The sequence below is a fragment of the Paenibacillus andongensis genome, assembly GCF_025369935.1.
Classification (GTDB): domain Bacteria; phylum Bacillota; class Bacilli; order Paenibacillales; family NBRC-103111; genus Paenibacillus_E; species Paenibacillus_E andongensis.
This window is the reverse complement of the sequence record NZ_CP104467.1, coordinates 4,423,182-4,440,866: the sequence shown is the minus strand read 5'-3', so window position 1 is coordinate 4,440,866 and position 17,685 is coordinate 4,423,182. Positions and strand designations below refer to the sequence as shown.

Annotated in this window: 14 protein-coding genes; 13 read left to right on the top strand and 1 reads right to left on the bottom strand. The window is 47.6% G+C overall.

Going from position 1 to position 17,685, the window contains the following annotated elements; translation table 11 throughout:
• Positions 1-25: 25 nt before the first annotated feature.
• The 13 genes from NYR53_RS20145 (at position 26) to NYR53_RS20085 (ending at position 16,731) form a co-directional block, all read left to right on the top strand.
• Positions 26-985 carry an aromatic acid exporter family protein gene (locus NYR53_RS20145; protein ID WP_261301005.1) on the top strand — a complete coding sequence of 320 codons (960 nt, stop codon included), beginning with the start codon at positions 26-28 and terminating at the stop codon, positions 983-985.
• 114 nt (positions 986-1,099) lie between these two features.
• Entirely contained in the window at positions 1,100-1,666 is a 567-nt protein-coding gene (gene cotE / locus NYR53_RS20140) for an outer spore coat protein CotE (RefSeq protein WP_173190417.1), read from the top strand.
• 146 nt (positions 1,667-1,812) lie between these two features.
• Positions 1,813-3,279, top strand: coding sequence for a putative amidoligase domain-containing protein (locus NYR53_RS20135; RefSeq protein WP_261301004.1), 1,467 nt, complete (start codon positions 1,813-1,815; stop codon positions 3,277-3,279).
• 299 nt (positions 3,280-3,578) lie between these two features.
• Positions 3,579-6,206 carry a DNA mismatch repair protein MutS gene (gene mutS / locus NYR53_RS20130; RefSeq protein ID WP_261306445.1) on the top strand — a complete coding sequence of 876 codons (2,628 nt, stop codon included), beginning with the start codon at positions 3,579-3,581 and terminating at the stop codon, positions 6,204-6,206.
• Between the two features lie 62 nt (positions 6,207-6,268).
• Entirely contained in the window at positions 6,269-7,702 is a 1,434-nt protein-coding gene (locus tag NYR53_RS20125) for a S41 family peptidase (protein ID WP_261301003.1), read from the top strand.
• Between the two features lie 5 nt (positions 7,703-7,707).
• Complete coding sequence (mutL, locus tag NYR53_RS20120) at positions 7,708-9,753, top strand: DNA mismatch repair endonuclease MutL (protein ID WP_261301002.1); 2,046 nt, start codon at positions 7,708-7,710, stop codon at positions 9,751-9,753.
• Positions 9,754-9,763: 10 nt separating this feature from the next.
• The gene (locus tag NYR53_RS20115) at positions 9,764-10,534 is read left to right on the top strand and encodes a class I SAM-dependent methyltransferase (RefSeq protein ID WP_367618551.1); all 771 of its coding nucleotides are present in this window, start codon (positions 9,764-9,766) and stop codon (positions 10,532-10,534) included.
• Entirely contained in the window at positions 10,528-11,496 is a 969-nt protein-coding gene (miaA, locus tag NYR53_RS20110; protein ID WP_261301000.1) for a tRNA (adenosine(37)-N6)-dimethylallyltransferase MiaA, read from the top strand. The genes NYR53_RS20115 and miaA overlap by 7 nt, the downstream gene beginning before the upstream one ends.
• A gap of 64 nt (positions 11,497-11,560) precedes the next feature.
• Positions 11,561-11,797 carry an RNA chaperone Hfq gene (hfq, locus tag NYR53_RS20105; RefSeq protein ID WP_090821433.1) on the top strand — a complete coding sequence of 79 codons (237 nt, stop codon included), beginning with the start codon at positions 11,561-11,563 and terminating at the stop codon, positions 11,795-11,797.
• Between the two features lie 138 nt (positions 11,798-11,935).
• Positions 11,936-14,494, top strand: a complete 2,559-nt coding sequence (locus NYR53_RS20100; protein ID WP_261300999.1) for a transglycosylase domain-containing protein — start codon at positions 11,936-11,938, stop codon at positions 14,492-14,494.
• A 102-nt stretch (positions 14,495-14,596) separates the two neighbouring features.
• Entirely contained in the window at positions 14,597-15,325 is a 729-nt protein-coding gene (locus tag NYR53_RS20095; RefSeq protein WP_261300998.1) for a peptidylprolyl isomerase, read from the top strand.
• Positions 15,326-15,370: 45 nt separating this feature from the next.
• Complete coding sequence (locus tag NYR53_RS20090) at positions 15,371-16,030, top strand: alpha/beta hydrolase (protein ID WP_261300997.1); 660 nt, start codon at positions 15,371-15,373, stop codon at positions 16,028-16,030.
• 5 nt (positions 16,031-16,035) lie between these two features.
• On the top strand, positions 16,036-16,731 hold the full coding sequence (locus NYR53_RS20085; RefSeq protein ID WP_261300996.1) for a YdcF family protein: 696 nt from the start codon (positions 16,036-16,038) through the stop codon (positions 16,729-16,731).
• Positions 16,732-16,803: 72 nt separating this feature from the next.
• On the opposite strand, the gene NYR53_RS20080 is transcribed toward NYR53_RS20085, so the two are convergent.
• Positions 16,804-17,673: an SDR family oxidoreductase gene (locus NYR53_RS20080; RefSeq protein ID WP_261300995.1), complete on the bottom strand. Its 870-nt coding sequence runs from the start codon at positions 17,671-17,673 to the stop codon at positions 16,804-16,806.
• Positions 17,674-17,685 lie beyond the last annotated feature (12 nt).

Genomic DNA, 17,685 nt, shown 5'->3' with positions numbered 1-17,685 from the left:
AAACCAACAAAGAGGTGAAAAAGCTATGGGCTTTCGTGTGCTCAAAACAGCGCTGGCGGTCGTTATAGCGATGTATCTAGCGCACGTTTTCGAGATAAAATCACCTGCGGCAGCGGGACTTCTCGCTATTCTGGGTATCGAAGTGACGAAGAAAAAAGGGATTCAAAGCGCACTTCATCGGATCGGAGCTTCCTTGCTCGCGCTTCTTACAGGCTCTCTTCTTTTTATGGTATTAGGCTTCCATGTGTGGGTAGTGGGTATATTCATTCTTGTTGTGTTCCCCATCCTGCATCGGCTGCGAATTACGGAGGGTGCTGTGACTGGGGCTGTCGTCATGTTACACCTCTTCGCCTATGAGTCTGCTGGATGGACGGCAGTAATGAATGAAATATTACTTCTGCTCGTTGGACTGGGTACAGCAACACTCATCAACATCGCCTATATGCCTAAGACGGATAAAGCGATCGAGGCGCATAAGCAACGAATCGAGTCGTTATTCTCGGATATTTTTGTAAACATGGCTAAGCATTTGAGAGACAATACCGTTGTCTGGGATGGCAAGGAGCTTTTGGAAGTAAGTGATGAGATTAATCAAGGGGCTGGACTGGCTAAACGTACGATGGAGAATACACTTATTTTCGGAGGAGACCCCTACTTGCAGGTATATTTCTTTATGAGGGGTGAGCAGTTGGAGTCTATCCATCGGATGATCGATCTGGTAGCACAAGTGTATCAAACTTTGCCGCAGGGGGAGTGGGTGGCAGCGATTCTTGAAGATATTAGTCAATCCGTTAAGGAAGACTACTATACTGGTGATGCGGAGAAAGAATTGCAAGCTCTAGATGCTCGTTATAAACAGCTGCCTCTGCCGGAAAGTCGGGAAGAATTCGAGGTGCGATCTGCCATTTTACAGCTTAACAGGGAGCTGATGCAATATTTATCTATAGCCAAAAAGCAAAAAAAACAGCGCCCAGAGGCGGGTTGACTCTTAAAGATATGAGTATTTTTATATCGTAAAAATAATATAAAATAATTGTCACTCTAGACTACTGTCCTGCATACACTTGTAATGAATGATTGTATGGAGGAGGTTGAAAGGATGTCATTAGATAAAGATTTGCAAAGCAGAGAGATCATAACAAAAGCTGTCTGCGGTAAAGGTCGCAAATTTTCGCATGTAAGTCATACCGTGACTCCGCCCTTTTCTCCGACCAGTATATTGGGCGCTTGGATTATTAATAACCAATTCGAGGCGATCCAATCCGGAGAGGGCGTAGAGGTAGTTGGTACTTATGATATCAACATCTGGTATTCTTACGATCGTAACACCAAAACAGACGTAGCAAAAGAAACCGTTTCTTATGTAGAAATTGTTGGGCTAAGCTACCTGGACAAAAAACATAAGCCGACGACAGCCGAAGTTTCTGCTGTTGCGACGCAAGAGCCTAACTGTGTGGAAGCTAGTATCTCTTCAAGTGGCAACAGCGTTATCATTCGGGTGGAACGCGAGTTCTCAGTCGAGCTCATTGCCGAAACGAAAGTTTTTGTCATTGTTAGCCCGTATGGTCCAAGTGACTTCGACGACAAGCATGTGGATTTCGATGACGGCGGCGATGGAGATTTCGAGGATCTCGATGCCGATCTGCTTGAGGATGGATTGGATTAAGGAATCTTATACACCAGTGTATGCGGGTGAAAGAGGTTCGGCAGAGGGCATTTGCCCTCTTTTTTGTTTTATTTCAATAAATGGGCAGTTCGAACAGATGCAGAGGACTGTGAGGATGGAATGAGAACGGAGAAGGGGCAAAACGGATGGAAACATTCTTACTGCACGCACAGGAAAAAGAAGCGCTCGAGCTAGCGAATCTCATCCGCATACCCAGTGGATCCAATCTGCCGGTTGATTGGCGAGGCCAGGTCGTCATTCATTGGGGAGCTGCTCATGATGAGTGGCCGCAGAAGCCCGCTCTGCAGCCCATCAGGGCTATTCTTAGGGCTCAGATGCGTTCGAAGCGGGAAGAACTGCTTCACTTGCATGGCATCAAAACCGTAGCGTGGCATCATAGCCGAAGTGCAAAAGATGAGCGGTTGGCATTCACACATAAGTATAAGGTTGCTGTATTTCATTTACAGACATTGATTGTTTATGAGAAGAAGGAAACGCTTCTGTTATCGGAGAAAACGCTCTATGATCAAAGACAATTAAATACCAACCCGGCCTACATAGAAGTTACACCAGATCGTGCCAATTTTCATGTCCGAAGGGCTAGCCGTGAGTCTGTAAAAGCTGTCTATGCGCTCGGCCTAGACTATGGTCTTGTCACCATAGGTGTGTTACCTAGTGGGCACACCTTAGTACTAGATGTGGATCCCGTTCCGAAGCTGAACGGGAAGCTGACGCAGTTATTCGCGCAAGCGATCGATCGCTATGAGATCGCCTGCGCGAAGGAGCAGCGGCGCGAGGAGCGGGCGATGCTCGGCAGCGACCCCGAGTTCCTGCTGCTCAGCCCGCAGGGCAAGGTCGTCTTCGCCGACCGCTTCCTGACGCGGGACGGCGAGGTCGGCTGCGATGCCGTCGTGCTCAGCGGGCATCGCTTGATCTTGCCGCTGGCAGAGCTGCGCCCGCAGCCCAGCACAGACCCGCGCGAGCTGGCGAGGAACCTGCGATCTACGATGCAGCTCGCCGCGCGGAAGATCGACGACGAGAGCCTCTCGTGGCTCTCGGGAGGCATGCCGGTGGGGGGCTACCCCCTTGGCGGACATATCCACTTCAGCCGCTGCTGGCTGAATGTACATTTATTGCGCGCGCTCGATAACTACCTCGCGCTGCCCTTGATCTTGATCGAGGGCGACTCGACGCGGGAGCGTCGCCCTCGGTACGGCTTCCTAGGCGACTTCCGCAAGAAGTCGCATGGGGGCTTCGAGTACCGCACACTGCCGAGCTGGCTGCAGTCGCCTGATATTACGCGCGGTGTGTTCGCGCTATCCTCGCTCATTGCTGACAACTATTGGCTGCTGCCTCGGCAGCCCCTGCAGGATCCGGAGATCCAAGCTGCTTACTATCGTGGGGATAAGCAGCGGCTTCAAGCGACAGTTGCGAAGCTTTGGCAGGATCTTGAGCAGCTGAAGGGCTATGACCTATTCGCTGACGTTTTGGAACGTCTTCGAGCAAGAATCATATCGATGGAACCATGGAACGAAAAAGCAGATTTTCGCAAAGCTTGGAAAATTGCACCCTACCATCGTAAAGAAGCTTTTGAAGAACAAATCATGCTATAATAGTGTATCTATAAGAGATTTGAAATGGTTTTAATCTGTGCATGGGGATCCGCATGTAGATGCTGCATTTACAGCTGAATAAGAGCCTCCGGAAGCTGCTATTTTACATAAGCGATGCAGGTTGATGGTTAGCGGTTTTTAGAGGCTCTTATTCCGTGAATTTGTACGGAAGAAAGTTTATAAATTGCAGTCTGCAGAGGTTCGTCCTCAGCAATTCTTTTTGCACACATATGAAAATGAAGTTTAGTAGTTTCATAGACTTTGACAATGAATATAGTGATTGGTTGGAGGAACGCAAGGTGGCCCAATATACGCCGATGATTCAGCAATACTTGGCCGTGAAGGCGCAAGTCCCGGATGCTTTTTTGTTTTTTCGTCTGGGTGATTTCTATGAAATGTTTTTTGATGATGCGATCAATGCTTCTCGTGAGTTGGAGATTACGTTAACAGGTAGAGAAGGCGGCGGCGAAGAGAAAATTCCGATGTGTGGTGTTCCTTATCACGCGGCGGACAATTACATGTCTCGGTTAATCGAGAAAGGGTATAAGGTCGCCATATGCGAGCAAGTTGAAGACCCTGCTGAAGCCAAAGGTGTCGTGCGACGTGAGATTGTTCGTATCGTTACACCGGGGACGGTCATGGATAGCAAGCTTTTGGGCGAATCGAGCAACAATTACATCGTTTCCCTAGTGAGTCAGGAACACGGTTATGCCTTTACGGCATGCGATATTTCAACGGGTGAACTGTATACAACACGCCTTTCCAACTCATGGGAACTAGTCGTGGATGAACTCAATGTATATAATCCTTCGGAGATCATTACGGATAAGGGCTTATTAACAACAATTCGGGAAACGGGCCTCACTTGGGGACGCAGCACGGTGCTGACGGAATGGACGCAAGCGGATGAGAAGCTGCTGGATGAGCACTTTGCCGAGGATGCCGCTCTGCCTGCTTTATCAGCCTTGAACCGACAAGGTGTTGCCTTGCTGCTTGCCTATTTGAAAGAAACACAAAAAAGAGCATTGACCCATGTAAAGCATATCCGGATATATGAACCCGATCAATTCATGACGATGGATCCTTTTACACGTAGAAATCTTGAACTCGTAGAAACAGTACGTGAACGTGCTAAAAAAGGTTCTTTGCTTTGGCTGCTCGACAAAACGGTGACAGCGATGGGTGCACGAATGCTGCGTCGTTGGATCGAAAAGCCGCTCATGAGCGTATCACGCATCGAAGAGCGTCTGGAAGCTGTTAATCTGCTCTACAATCAGCTCATTATCAGAGAAGATGTGAAGCAAGCACTGAAGGAAGTCTACGATTTGGAGCGTTTAGTTGCTCGTATTTCCTACGGGAATGCCAATGCTCGCGATATGATCGCTCTCAAGCACTCCTTGCAGCATGTTCCGCTGCTGCAAGAAGTCTGTGCAGCTTCCGGCTCCGAAACACTTCGCAAACTCGTAGAAAATATGGATGCCTGTGAAGATGTCATGTCTTGGATTGCCAGCGCCATTGAGGACGAGCCTCCTGTATCCATTCGGGATGGCGGAATGATCCGCGAAGGTTACCAGCCTTATCTGGATCAACTACGGGAAGCCAGTAAGAATGGAAAACAGTGGATCGCGGAGCTCGAGCGTCAGGAGCGGGAGGCGACGGGCATCAAGTCGCTCAAAATCGGCTACAACAAAGTGTTCGGTTACTTTATTGAGGTCACCAAGGCGAACATGTCCGCGCTGCAGGAGGGCCGCTACGAACGCAAGCAGACGCTTGCGAATGCCGAGCGCTACGTAACGCCGGAGCTCAAAGAGAAAGAAGCGCTCATTCTGGAAGCGCAGGATAAAATGGTTGATCTGGAGTATGAACTGTTCACGGAGCTTCGCGACCGGATCTCAGAGCATATCTCCAGATTACAGAAGCTGGCGGAAGTGATCGCTACCGCCGATGTTTATCAGTCGCTGGCCACGGTCAGCGCGGCGCATCACTACCGCAAACCGGAGATCGGCGAAGGCTTCGATCTCGAGATTGAAGAAGGCCGCCACCCCGTGGTGGAGGCGGTCATTCAAGACGGCTCGTTCATTGCGAACGAAACGAGCTTGCTGCTAGATCAGGGCCGCATTCTGCTTATTACCGGACCGAATATGGCCGGTAAAAGTACCTATATGCGGCAGGTTGCCGTGATCTGCCTGATGGCGCAGATCGGCTGTTTTGTCCCTGCCAAATCTGCGCGCATTCCGGTCACCGATCGAATCTTCACGCGGATTGGCGCTGCTGATGATCTGATCGGCGGTCAGAGTACATTCATGGTTGAGATGATGGACATCCAAGTGATGACTGAGAAGGCGACAAGCAAGAGCCTTGTCATCATCGATGAGCTTGGCCGCGGAACCTCGACCGGGGAAGGGATGGCGATCGCGCAGGCGGTCATTGAGTTCCTGCATGACCGGATCGGCTGTAAGACGCTCGTTTCGACGCATTTCCATGAGCTTGCGCATCTGGAAGAAAGCCTCTTGCATCTGCGCAACCACTGCATGGCTGTGAAAGAGAGCGGCAGGCAGGTGACCTTCCTGCGCAAGCTCATCCCCGGGGCAGCGAGTACAAGTTACGGCATCTATTGTGCCGAAATCGCAGGGCTGCCCGAGGACATCATTCAGCGCTCTTATGAGCTGCTGAATGGGTTTGAAGAGCGGGCGGCGGGCGCTGCGCAGATCGCCGCAACGACGGCAGCCGTTCCACCAGCGGCAGCCCCTGTACAGCAGCTGTCCCTCTTCGAGGACGACAGCAGTACAAACACGGCTGCTAAGAAGAAGCAGCCGGACGGTAAATCTCAGATGGTGCTCGACCAGCTGAAAGGGATTGATTTAATCAATATGACGCCGCTGCAGGCGCTCAATTTAGTATACGAATGGAAGCAAAAGCTGCAATAGCTGCAATAGCTTGCTTAGCACGTTTTTAAGGCCTAATCATATATATTCGAGGAGAGACGCACATGAAACAACCAAGAATGAGAACAATGAAGGTTACACTAGCACTGGCGTCGGCTCTTATGACGGTTCTACCCCTAAATGCATTGGCACAAGAAGATTTACAAACCCAGCAAGTCAGAGAAATCATTGGCAAACTGCATGTGAGTGGTGTAACAGAAGAAGCGTTAGCTAATCAAAGCATTAAGCAAATGATAGAAGGTCTGAAAGATCCATATACTGTATTTTTCAGCCAAGAAGAGTACGGCCAATTCTCCAGCTCCCTAGAAAATAATTATGTTGGTATGGGCGCTCGAATCGGGATCGATGACAAGGGTGTGTATCTATCTGAGGTTTTTGCAGGTTCATCTGCCGAATCAGCAGGCTTGCAGCGTGATGACTATGTCCGTGCCGTGGATGGCACACCTGCTTCTACAACCTCTATTGATGAAGTCAGAAACAAAATCGTTGGTGTAGCGGGCACGAAAGTTAATGTTACCGTTCAACGCGGAGACAAAGAGTTAACCGTCGAGATTACTCGCAAAGGGATCAATGTACCGGAAGTGTATAGCAAGAGCTTCACGAATGGTGTTGGTTACATTCAAATAACGGATTTCTCAAGCGATGCAGACGAGGATTTTGATAAACAGCTTACGAATCTGCAGGCAAAAGGTTTGAAATCGTTGATTATTGATGTTCGTAATAATCCAGGAGGTCTTGTGGATACGGCTCAGAACATTGCCAAGCATTTTGTCAAAGAAGGTGTTCTAATTCATACAAGAGACCGCAATGGTGTAGATGATCCGGTGTTGATCACGGGCGGAACGGAATTGTCTATTCCTGTTTATATTTTGGCGAATGAGTATAGCGCTAGCGCTTCGGAAGTGCTGTCAGGCGCACTGCAGGACTATAACGTTGCCAAAGTGATCGGCATGCAAACGTATGGCAAAGGCAGCGTACAACAGCTTTATCAATTGGATAGTAACAGTGCGCTGAAAGTGACGGTTGAAGAGTATTTAACGCCTAATAAACGTAAGGTCAACAAAGTCGGAATCACACCGGACATCAAAGTGGACGGGGCTTCTGCTCAATTGATTACCGCTTTACAGACAGCAGGGATCACAGATATTAACGTCGAGATTTCCAAGCACAGTGTGACTTATAACGGCGTAGAAATAGGAAGTGGATTCGGTAATTTCCGTGAAAATGGCAAATTATATGCATCAACTCGCGGCCTAGCGGCACTTGTTGGAGCTACGATTACATGGAACGATGCGACCCGAACAGTCGAAATTTCCGATAATAAAGGAACGCATACGATACCTGTAGAGGCTGACAAACTAATCATTGAAAATGGGACTAGCTACGTCAATGTTGATCTTTTCGATGATTATTTTCCACAGCTGCAAGTGAAGGATCAAGGGGAGAATGTTTCCATTCGCGCTGTAAAGGGGAACTAAGAAATATGGGTAAAATCCAGCTCTTAAGCGAACATATTGCGAATCAAATCGCCGCTGGGGAAGTCGTTGAACGACCTTCTTCTGTGGTGAAAGAACTCGTCGAGAACTCGGTGGATGCCGGCAGTACTCGGATTGATGTGACGATTGAAGAGGGTGGTCTTCAGCTGATTCGGGTGTCCGATAACGGCTCCGGTATGGCTTTGGAAGATTGCGAATTAGCTTTTCAGCGTCATGCAACGAGTAAAATTTCAACAAGTAAAGACTTATTCTCGATTCGAACATTAGGCTTCCGAGGTGAGGCTTTGCCGAGTATAGCATCCGTATCTAGGCTAGAGTGTGTCACTAGCTCTACGAATGATGGACTGGGGCGGAAAATTTCCATTGAAGGCGGCTCGATTCGCAGTGTCGAAGAAACGGCTGCTTCTCGCGGGACTGAAGTGTCGGTGAGGGAGTTATTTTACAACACACCGGCGCGGTTGAAATATATGAAAACGATCCAAACCGAGCTTGGCCATATCTCCGATTATTTGTATAGATTAGCGCTGGCTCACCCAGGTATCGCCTTTTCGTTGAAACATAACAGCAATCTCCTGCTTCAAACGTTGGGCAACGGAGATTTGCTTCAGGTCATCGCCGGCATCTACGGTACGGCAATCGGCAAACAAATGCTTCCTCTCCAAGTGGAAAGCTTGGACTACACCATCACGGGTTTCGTGGCGAAGCCCGAAATGACCCGCGCGAACCGTGGCGGCATCTCGACCATAGTTAATGGTCGTTACGTGCGCAACTTCGCGCTGAATCAAGCGCTGCTGCAGGGTTATCATACCCTGCTGCCGATCAACCGCTACCCGGTGGCCGTGCTGCACATCGGGATGGATCCTGCCTTAGTGGATGTGAACGTGCATCCATCTAAGCTTGAGGTCCGCTTCAGTAAAGAAGCGGAGCTAACTGCGTTAATCGAAGCCGAAGTGAAGCGGCTTTTTGGGAGGCAGGTGCTGATCCCGCAAGGGATGAAGCCTGCAGCACCCAAGGGCGCATACGTTCAGGAACAGCTGGATCTTACAAGAACGGTTGAGCCAGTAACTGATTCAAGCTCAACTACGCCGGCAGCTTCATCTGCGATCCCTGCGAAGCTTCCGGATTCTACAATTCAACGCGTACTCGTGGATTCAGACCGTATGGTTTTGCCACAAGTGAAGGAGGCCGTTACACCGTATCGACCAGAATCGGTGTCAACTTCCCGACCGCTTGCAGATGAGCCGCAAAGAAGTTCGACATCTTCGATAGCTTCTGGAGCTTCTGGAACATCATTTTCGAGCCGTCCGTCATCGCCATCCAACAACAGCTACACGTCTCCTGCTGGAGGCAATCCCAGAAGTACGTCGATTCAGCAGCAGCGTCGGACGAATGAAGCATTCATGGACCTGCTGCCCTCCAAACAGGAAGGCGAGGCTCCCCTGCTTCCCGCTTTTCCAAGATTGGACCCGATCGGTCAAATGCATGGCACTTATTTGGTCGCCCAAAACGAAGAAGGCTTGTTCCTGATTGATCAGCATGCTGCGCATGAACGAATTAATTATGAATATTATTATGAGCATTTTGGCAATCCTGCTGAGGCAAGCCAAGAATTACTCGTTCCTATTACTTTAGAGTTTACACCGTCTGAAGCTGGTATTATTGCCGAGAAGCTGTCGCTTTTTGAGCAAGCAGGCGTGTATATGGAGGCTTTCGGCGGGAATACGTTTCTTGTCCGTGCGCATCCCCACTGGTTTCCTTCAGGCGAAGAGAAGGGGATCATCGAGGAAATGTGTGAGTGGGTTCTCAGTGAGAAAAAAGCTGTAGACATCGCCAAACTAAGAGAAAAGGCGGCTATTATGTGCTCTTGCAAAGCATCGATCAAAGCTAATCAAGGACTAAGTGTTCTTGAAATGGAAACGCTGATCGATCGGCTAGCAGGCTGCCGTAATCCTTACACCTGCCCGCACGGACGGCCCATTGTCGTCAGCTTTACGACTTATGAACTGGAAAAAATGTTTAAGCGAGTGATGTAAACCCGTGTTAGTGACAACTTCATATAATCCGTCCAGTGTTTTATTGGACAAAGCCGTACGATTGGCTGCTGCGTATGACGGCCGAGTCGTACCCCGAAGGAAGTATTCTTTGGAACATCTTAGGAATAATTATAAGGATGATTCCCTTCTGCTTGTGACAAGAGATGAGATCAGGTACTATGGAGATGACCAACCTGCGTACTTTTTTCATCCAAGTATGGCCCTCGTTCGTGTCAAACGTATGCAGCGAGGTGAAGCCGATTTATTAATTGAGGCTTCTGGTGCAGCATTTGGCGATGATATCGTGGATTGTACAGCAGGTTTAGCGTCGGATTCTATCGTTTTCTCCTTTGCTGTTGGCCCGCAAGGAAGCGTCACGGCACTTGAAAGCGAAAAGATTCCAGCTATGCTGATCCAAGAGGGTTTAGCCGTTTATGAATCGGAAATTCCCGAGCTTAACGAGGCTATGAGGCGCATCACGGTTAGAAAGACACATCACCTCGCGTATTTACAGCAATTGGCACCGCAAAGTGTAGATGTTGTCTATTTTGACCCGATGTTTCGCAGTCCGATTGAGGAATCTCAAGCGATTTCTCATCTTAGACGCAATGCGAACGATGAAGCTGTCCGTATGGCATCTATCGAAGAGGCTAAAAGAGTTGCACGCAAGAGCATTGTGCTCAAAGAAAACAGAGACAGTAAAGAATTTGCCCGGCTCGGGTTCGAGCATGTATTGCGATCGACGACCAAAACAACGTATGGAGTGATTCGACTGTGTTAGCCCCATCAGCCAAGCCGAAATTACTCGTGCTACTAGGTCCCACGGCAGTTGGCAAGACCAAGCTAAGTTTAGAAATCGCTCAGAAGTTTGGCTGCGAAATTATTTCCGGAGATTCCATGCAGGTGTATCGAGGTATGGATATTGGAACAGCCAAAGCGAGTGAAGCTGAGCAGAAGCTTGTCCCGCATCATTTGATTGATATTCATGATCCTTCCTATCCCTTTTCGGCGGCTGAGTTTCAAGAGCGTGTAAAGGCATTGATTCTGGACATTCATTCGCGTGGGAAGCTTCCATTTATTGTAGGAGGTACAGGCCTTTATATCGAGTCTGTATGTTACGATTATCAATTCACGGAAGTCAGTATGGATGAAGCTTTCCGCCAAGAACAGGAAGCGTTCGCTATTGAGCATGGGGACGAGGCGCTGCATCAGAAGCTGCGTGATATTGATCCTGAAAGCGCTGATCGACTTCATGCCAATGATCGCAGACGTGTAATACGAGCTCTTGAGATCTATTATATCTCTGGTGAAACGATGACAGCCCATTTGGCAGCCCAGAAAAAAGAGTCTCCTTACGAACTATGTATCATTGGACTGACGATGGATCGCGCTACTTTGTACAAGCGAATTGAGGAACGTATCGACGTTATGATGCAGGAGGGGCTTATTGAGGAAGTTCAATCGATCCTAGCCGCAGGCTGTCCCAAGCAGGCGATTTCTATGCAGGCACTCGGTTACAAAGAAATCGTCAGCTATCTGGAAGGTGAGTTGAGTTTAGAGGAAGCGGTAACGCTGCTTAAGCGTGACACGCGCCGATTTGCGAAGCGCCAAGTGTCATGGTTTCGGCATATGAAAGACATTCATTGGGTGGATGTTACGGTATCAGCAAATTTTTCTGCCCATTTCCAAATTATTAATGATATACTAGCAGGAAAGTTTGTACATAAAATTGAATATAATTAACAAATACACCAACAGAAAATAGCGCCTTCTGGCGATAGTTTCATTCCATTGAGGGGGACCACTGATGAACAGATCCATTAATATCCAGGACAATTTTCTTAATCAATTACGTAAAGAAAGCATTCCCGTTACCGTATATTTAACCAATGGGTTTCAAATCAGAGGACTAATTCGCGCTTTTGACAACTTCACAATCATTATTGACAGTGAAGGCCGTCAACAAATGGTTTACAAACATGCCATCTCCACCTTCACGCCGCAACGAGCTGTTTCTTTAATGGCTGCTGAAGCTTCGGAATAATCCGTCCTCGAACGTTTAAGTATGCAACTTTTTTATGGACTGAATCGTCTAACCGAATAGAAACTTGTGGGAGCAACCTTGTTTAAGGTTGTTCTTTTGTTGGTTACTACAAGAGAGAAATGAACAACGAGGGAGTCGATGGATTTGGAGAAACCTACGAATAAGCAAACAACTGCGAATACAAAGACGAAACCACAAGGAAGCAAAAAAGGCTCTAAGAAAAAAGGATTCAATGTTCGCCAATTTATTATGGGTTCGATTATTGCTGCCATTCTGGCTATTATTTGTGCAATGGGCATTTATATCGTCGTTATTATGAACGGCTTTAAGATTCTTGATAACAACATTGATAAGATTGATACGGCGAGTGAATCGACGCTCATTTATGCGCAAGAAGAAGGAAAAGATAAGACTGCAAAGGAAATTGGTAAAATCTATAAAGGTGAAAATCGAGAAAGTGTGAACATCAAAGATGTTCCGGAGCGATTAAAGCAAGCCTTCATTGCAACGGAAGATCGTCGGTTTAACGAGCATTCAGGTGTTGATTTTATATCCATTGGGAGAGCGCTTGTTAAAGATATTATTCATATGAGCGCTGTAGAGGGTGGAAGTACAATTACCCAGCAGCTCGCTAAAAATGTGTTCCTGAGTTCCGAGAAAACAGCTTTTCGTAAAGGGACGGAAATGTCAATCGCTTTCGCATTAGACGAAAGGTTTAGTAAGGATGAAATTCTTGAGAAATATTTAAATCGGATTTTCTTCGGCAGTAACGCCTATGGCATTAAAGCGGCAGCCAAGGTGTATTTCGGTAAATCCAATTTGAATGATTTGAAGGTATGGGAGATGGCGACGCTAGCTGCTTTGCCAAAAGCGCCTTCGAAATATTCGCCACTCGCTCATCCGGACTTATCGAAGGAACGTCGAGCTGTCGTTCTTAGGCTGATGACTGATCAAGGCTATATTACAGAGGCCGAGCGTGCTGAAGCTGCAGCAGTAGATTATGTTCCGCCTGCAGCGTCTACGCAAGGCACCAAGGATTATGCGACTTTCTTGGATTATGTGGTAGATGAAGCTGAAAATATGTATGGCATCGATGAAGATGAATTGCTGACCAAAGGCTACCGCATCTATACGACCATGAATGAGAAAGCGCAAAAAGTGATGGAGCAGACTTATGCAAATCCAAGCTTTTTCCAGAAGGATGCTTCTGATGGTCAAAAGATTCAGAGTGCCATGGTTATTATGGATAACAAAACAGGCGGTTTGATGGCAATGGTAGGCGGCCGGGATTACAAAACAAAAGGCTTCAGTCGGGTCTATTCCAAAAGACAGCCGGGATCATCGTTCAAGCCGATAGCAGCATATGGTCCTGCGCTTGAGAGCGGGAATTATACACCGTATTCCATCTTAGATGATACGCAGACAACTTTCGGTAACGGGACTTACTCTCCACGTAACTATGACCGTACTACACATGGGCAAGTGACGATGTTTGAGGCCGTCAAAAAGTCTTATAATTTGGCTCCTGTTTGGTTATTAGATCAACTTAAAGTATCGAAAGCGATTGAATTTGCCAAAAAAGTCGGCGTTCCTCTCAATGAACAAAAGGACAAGAACTTGTCCATTGCGCTGGGTGGACTAACGGATGGCGTTTCTCCCTTGCAAATGGCGACGGCGTACACAGCATTTGCTAACCAAGGGATGCAAAATAAAACACATGCCATCCTACGCATAACGGATTCGAAAGATAAAGAAATCGTTGCCTATAAGCCTGAGAAGAAACAGGTTATTCAACCTAAAACAGCTTATTACATGACGCTGCTGCTTCAAGGTGTTGTAGAACCAGGCGGTACAGGGACTAAAGCGAAATTCAATCGTCCTGTTGCCGGCAAAACGGGTACAACTGGACTGGACATCAAGGGAATTGAACAATATGATCGTGATGTGTGGTTTGTCGGTTATACGCCGGAGTGGACAGCAGCTGTCTGGGAAGGTTTCGATAAAGTAGATGCGAAGCACTATGTTACAATCGGCAGCGGAAGCCCGTCGGCTATCTTTAAAGAAGTGATGTCGAAGTCGCTGGAAGGGCGACCTGTGACGAACTTCGTGAAGCCAGATGGGGTGCCTGATCTAACGGAACCGCCAAAAGGGATCTCGGATTTAACGGCTGTTTATTCACCTGAAACGAAGTCGGTTAAATTGGCCTGGACCTCACTAGGAGAGAAGATTGCTTATCAGGTGTTCCGAAAAGGTACCAAAGACACAGAGCCGAAGATGCTGATTCAATCGGCAACAACTGAGGTGAATGATACTACTGTTAGCAGCGAAGAAACTTATCAATATTATGTTGTACCGATTAATTTGGACTCAAATACTGAGGGTGCCAAATCCAATATAGCTTCTGTCGAAATACCGAAGGATGGCACACTACCTGACGGTACCAAGCCATCGCCTTCACCATCGGTCTCGCCGTCTACATCACCTGGTAAGAATCCGCTAGAGCCGACGCTATCGCCGGGTACGAAGCCTACGCCATCGCCCGGAAGTACGAATAAGCCTGGCACAAGTCCAACGCCAAGCATCAACCCAAGTCCAAGTCCTACCCCATCTCCGGCTAATAAGCCGGTTGATGGTTCCGAGGAAAAGCCGAAGGATGGCAAGCAAGACGGGGGACAGGTTATTGTACCGAAGCTATAGTAACTTGTTACTTTAGCGGGGTCTTTCGGATCGAAGCATGAAATACAACTAGACCCGCATTCCGCGGGTCCACACTACATACTATTAACGGAGGAATTTTCAATGAATTTGCCTTTCAACATGATTAAACCAGCTAAGCTATTTCCACTCACGTTAATCGCGTTAACGTTAATCGTTTCTGCCTGCGGCAACAAACCTACTGAATCTGCCGGTGGTTCAGCAACGCCTAAAAGCGGCGCAACGACGCCTGCTGCTACTTCGGTAGCATCCCCAGCGGCATCGCCAACTGCAGCTCCAAAGCAATGGAGCAAAGAGCCAGATATGACGATCGACCCGAACAAAACCTATCAAGCTGAAGTCACAACGTCCAAGGGATCGTTTACCATTGATCTGTTTGCTAAGGAAGCTCCGAAGACCGTTAACAACTTTGTGTTCCTATCCAAAGAAGGCTTTTATAACAATGTGACGTTTCACCGCATTATCAAATCGTTCATGATTCAAACAGGAGATCCGCTTGGCACAGGCAGAGGCGGTCCAGGCTACAAGTTTGCAGATGAGCTGAAAACTTCGCATAAATATGAACCCGGCATTGTCGCGATGGCGAATTCCGGTCCCAATACGAATGGCAGTCAATTTTTCATTTGTTCAGGTGAAGATTGTGCGAATCTAAATAAACAACCTAACTATTCGATTTTCGGCAAAGTAACGTCAGAAGGCATGGCAACAATAGCTAAAATCGCCGATACACCTGTTGAGATGGGTGGCGAAGCCTCACCAAGCAAGCCAAAGGAAAAAGTAACGATTAACGCAATCGCCATTAAAGAAAAATAGATGATCGTATTTTAATATTGTATGTTGGATAGGAGAAAAAACCGCGTGAAACAACCATGTTTATTGTTCCATGGATTCACCGGTGGACCTTATGAGGTTGAGCCGTTAGCACGGCATTTACGTGAACGCGGACAGCTTTGTGAGGTCCCGAGACTCCCATGGAACGGAGAATTCAGTCATCAATTAAGAGATTCGCATTGGGAAGATTGGGTACGTGAAGCTGAAGAGCATGCTGAGCGAATGACGCTCCAATATGGATCATTTGATATGGTAGGCTTCTCGATGGGAGGGCTGCTTGCCGCTTATTTATCCGTTCGATATCCGGTTCGAAGGCTGATCCTTTTGAATACGGCAGTTATTTATGTCAGTCCTAGAAGAATGCTGGATGTCATTCGAGATGAGTGGAAGTATCAAAGGAAAATCAGCTTTATTAAAGCGAAGTCCACGCCGCTGCGAGCTGCTTGGCAGTTTACGCAGCTCGTTCGACATTTGAAACCAGAACTAAGTCAAGTAAGCATACCGACACTCATCGCGCAGTCTGAGAAAGATCATGTCATTCATCCGCAAAGTGCGCAATACATCTACAGAAAGCTTAAAGGGCATCGCGAGCTGCATTGGCATTCGAGATCTAATCATTTGATTTGTCTGAGTGAGGATGCGGCCACGTTGTTTCGTCAAGTCAGTGCATTTTTGGATAAGGAGTAGCAAGGATGACTGTACAGCCAAACATGAATAAGAAACAACGAGCCATCTCTCCAACACCGAAAAAACGCCGACGAACAGGGCAAAAATCTAAGTTCAACCGTATGCTTACGAAAGTGTTTCGGATTGTAGTTACCGTATTCATCTTGCTTGTCGCTTGGATCGTCTATATCCAATGGAAGGTTCAAATTGCTCCTGATCAAACGCTGCCTAAGCAAGTTGACGTGGGTATCGTACTAGGAGCTTCCTTGCGCCAAGATATCCCCAGCCCTGGCCTCCAGGAGCGTCTAGATTTGGCTATTGCCCTTTATAAAGAGGGACGGTTTAAACAACTGATCGTTTCCGGAGGTCTGGATCATAACGGCTCCAAACTAACGGAGGCGGAGGGAATGCGTAATTATTTGGTTAAAAAAGGGCTTCCAGCCAAAAGCATTTTGATAGAGCCGCGGGCGACAAGTACTTATGAGAATTTGCTTTACAGCAAGCAAATTATGGACGAGCAAGGTCTTGTAAGTTCGATTATCATGACCCATCAATTTCATGGTTCTCGTTCACTCGACATCGCGGAAACGATCGGCTTGAAGCAGCCTCTTATTTCATCTACGAAGTCAGAAGTGCTCTTCATGCCTTACCATGAAGCGAGAGAAACGCTGGCTTACACGAAGTGGTATTGGACAAAGCTGCTACTAAAGGTAGGCATATGAGATAACAAAGAAGCATGACCTGTTAGCGGGAATTTCCCACTTGCTGGTCATGCTTTTTTTTTTGTGCCTTCGTTATCCGTTTACAATGGCTCCACCGTTTACATGCAGGATTTGACCAGCCATATAGGACGAATCCTCACTTGCAAGGAAAACATAGCTGGCAGCGAGCTCACTTGGCTGACCGGCACGTTTCATGGGTGTTGTCGAGCCGAACGTGGCAACTTCCTCTGCGGTGAACGTAGAAGGAATGAGAGGCGTCCAGATCGGACCAGGAGCCACGCCATTCACGCGTATGCCTTTAGCATTCAGTTGAAGAGACAGGGAGCGTGTGAAGGTGACAATGGCCCCTTTTGTAGCGGAATAATCGAGCAGCTGCTCATGACCGTGATAAGCGGTAATAGAAGCCGTGTTGATAATTGCGCTTCCGGATTTCAAGTGGGGTATTGCAGCTTTGGTCAAATAAAAGAAAGAGAAGATATTGGTTCGAAACGTCCGCTCCAGCTGCTCCGAAGTGATATTCTCGATGCTAGGCTGAGGATGCTGTTCTGCTGCATTGTTAACTAAGATATCGAGTTTTCCGAACTTCCCGATAGCTTGTTCAATGATTTGCTTGCAGAACTTTTCGTCACCAATGTCTCCGGCCACATGCAGACACTTTCGACCTGCCTTTTCCACATGACGCTGTGTTTCTTCCGCATCCGTATGTTCGTTCAAATAGACCAATACGACATCAGCGCCCTCTTTGGCATAGGCAATCGCGACAGCGCGGCCAATTCCGCTATCGCCTCCTGTAATCAGGGCGACTTTATCCTTAAGCTTGCCAGCTGCTTTATACCCAGAATGCTCAAAGACAGGAAGAGGGTTCATCTTTGCTTCAATGCCCGGTTGCTGGTCCTGATGCTGAGGCGGGAATGCCGGTTTCTTTTCTGTTGCTGTTGCCATGTGTTTATGCTC

What these genes read in the sequence shown, in the direction of transcription:
- hfq (WP_090821433.1), top strand. Translation starts at nt 11,561, where the DNA reads ATGAACAGATCCATTAATATCCAGGACAATTTTCTTAATCAATTACGT.
- NYR53_RS20145 (WP_261301005.1), top strand. Translation starts at nt 26, where the DNA reads ATGGGCTTTCGTGTGCTCAAAACAGCGCTGGCGGTCGTTATAGCGATG.
- NYR53_RS20095 (WP_261300998.1), top strand. Translation starts at nt 14,597, where the DNA reads ATGAATTTGCCTTTCAACATGATTAAACCAGCTAAGCTATTTCCACTC.
- NYR53_RS20100 (WP_261300999.1), top strand. Translation starts at nt 11,936, where the DNA reads ATGGATTTGGAGAAACCTACGAATAAGCAAACAACTGCGAATACAAAG.
- NYR53_RS20135 (WP_261301004.1), top strand. Translation starts at nt 1,813, where the DNA reads ATGGAAACATTCTTACTGCACGCACAGGAAAAAGAAGCGCTCGAGCTA.
- NYR53_RS20085 (WP_261300996.1), top strand. Translation starts at nt 16,036, where the DNA reads ATGACTGTACAGCCAAACATGAATAAGAAACAACGAGCCATCTCTCCA.
- NYR53_RS20125 (WP_261301003.1), top strand. Translation starts at nt 6,269, where the DNA reads ATGAAACAACCAAGAATGAGAACAATGAAGGTTACACTAGCACTGGCG.
- mutL (WP_261301002.1), top strand. Translation starts at nt 7,708, where the DNA reads ATGGGTAAAATCCAGCTCTTAAGCGAACATATTGCGAATCAAATCGCC.
- cotE (WP_173190417.1), top strand. Translation starts at nt 1,100, where the DNA reads ATGTCATTAGATAAAGATTTGCAAAGCAGAGAGATCATAACAAAAGCT.
- NYR53_RS20080 (WP_261300995.1), bottom strand. Translation starts at nt 17,673, where the DNA reads ATGGCAACAGCAACAGAAAAGAAACCGGCATTCCCGCCTCAGCATCAG.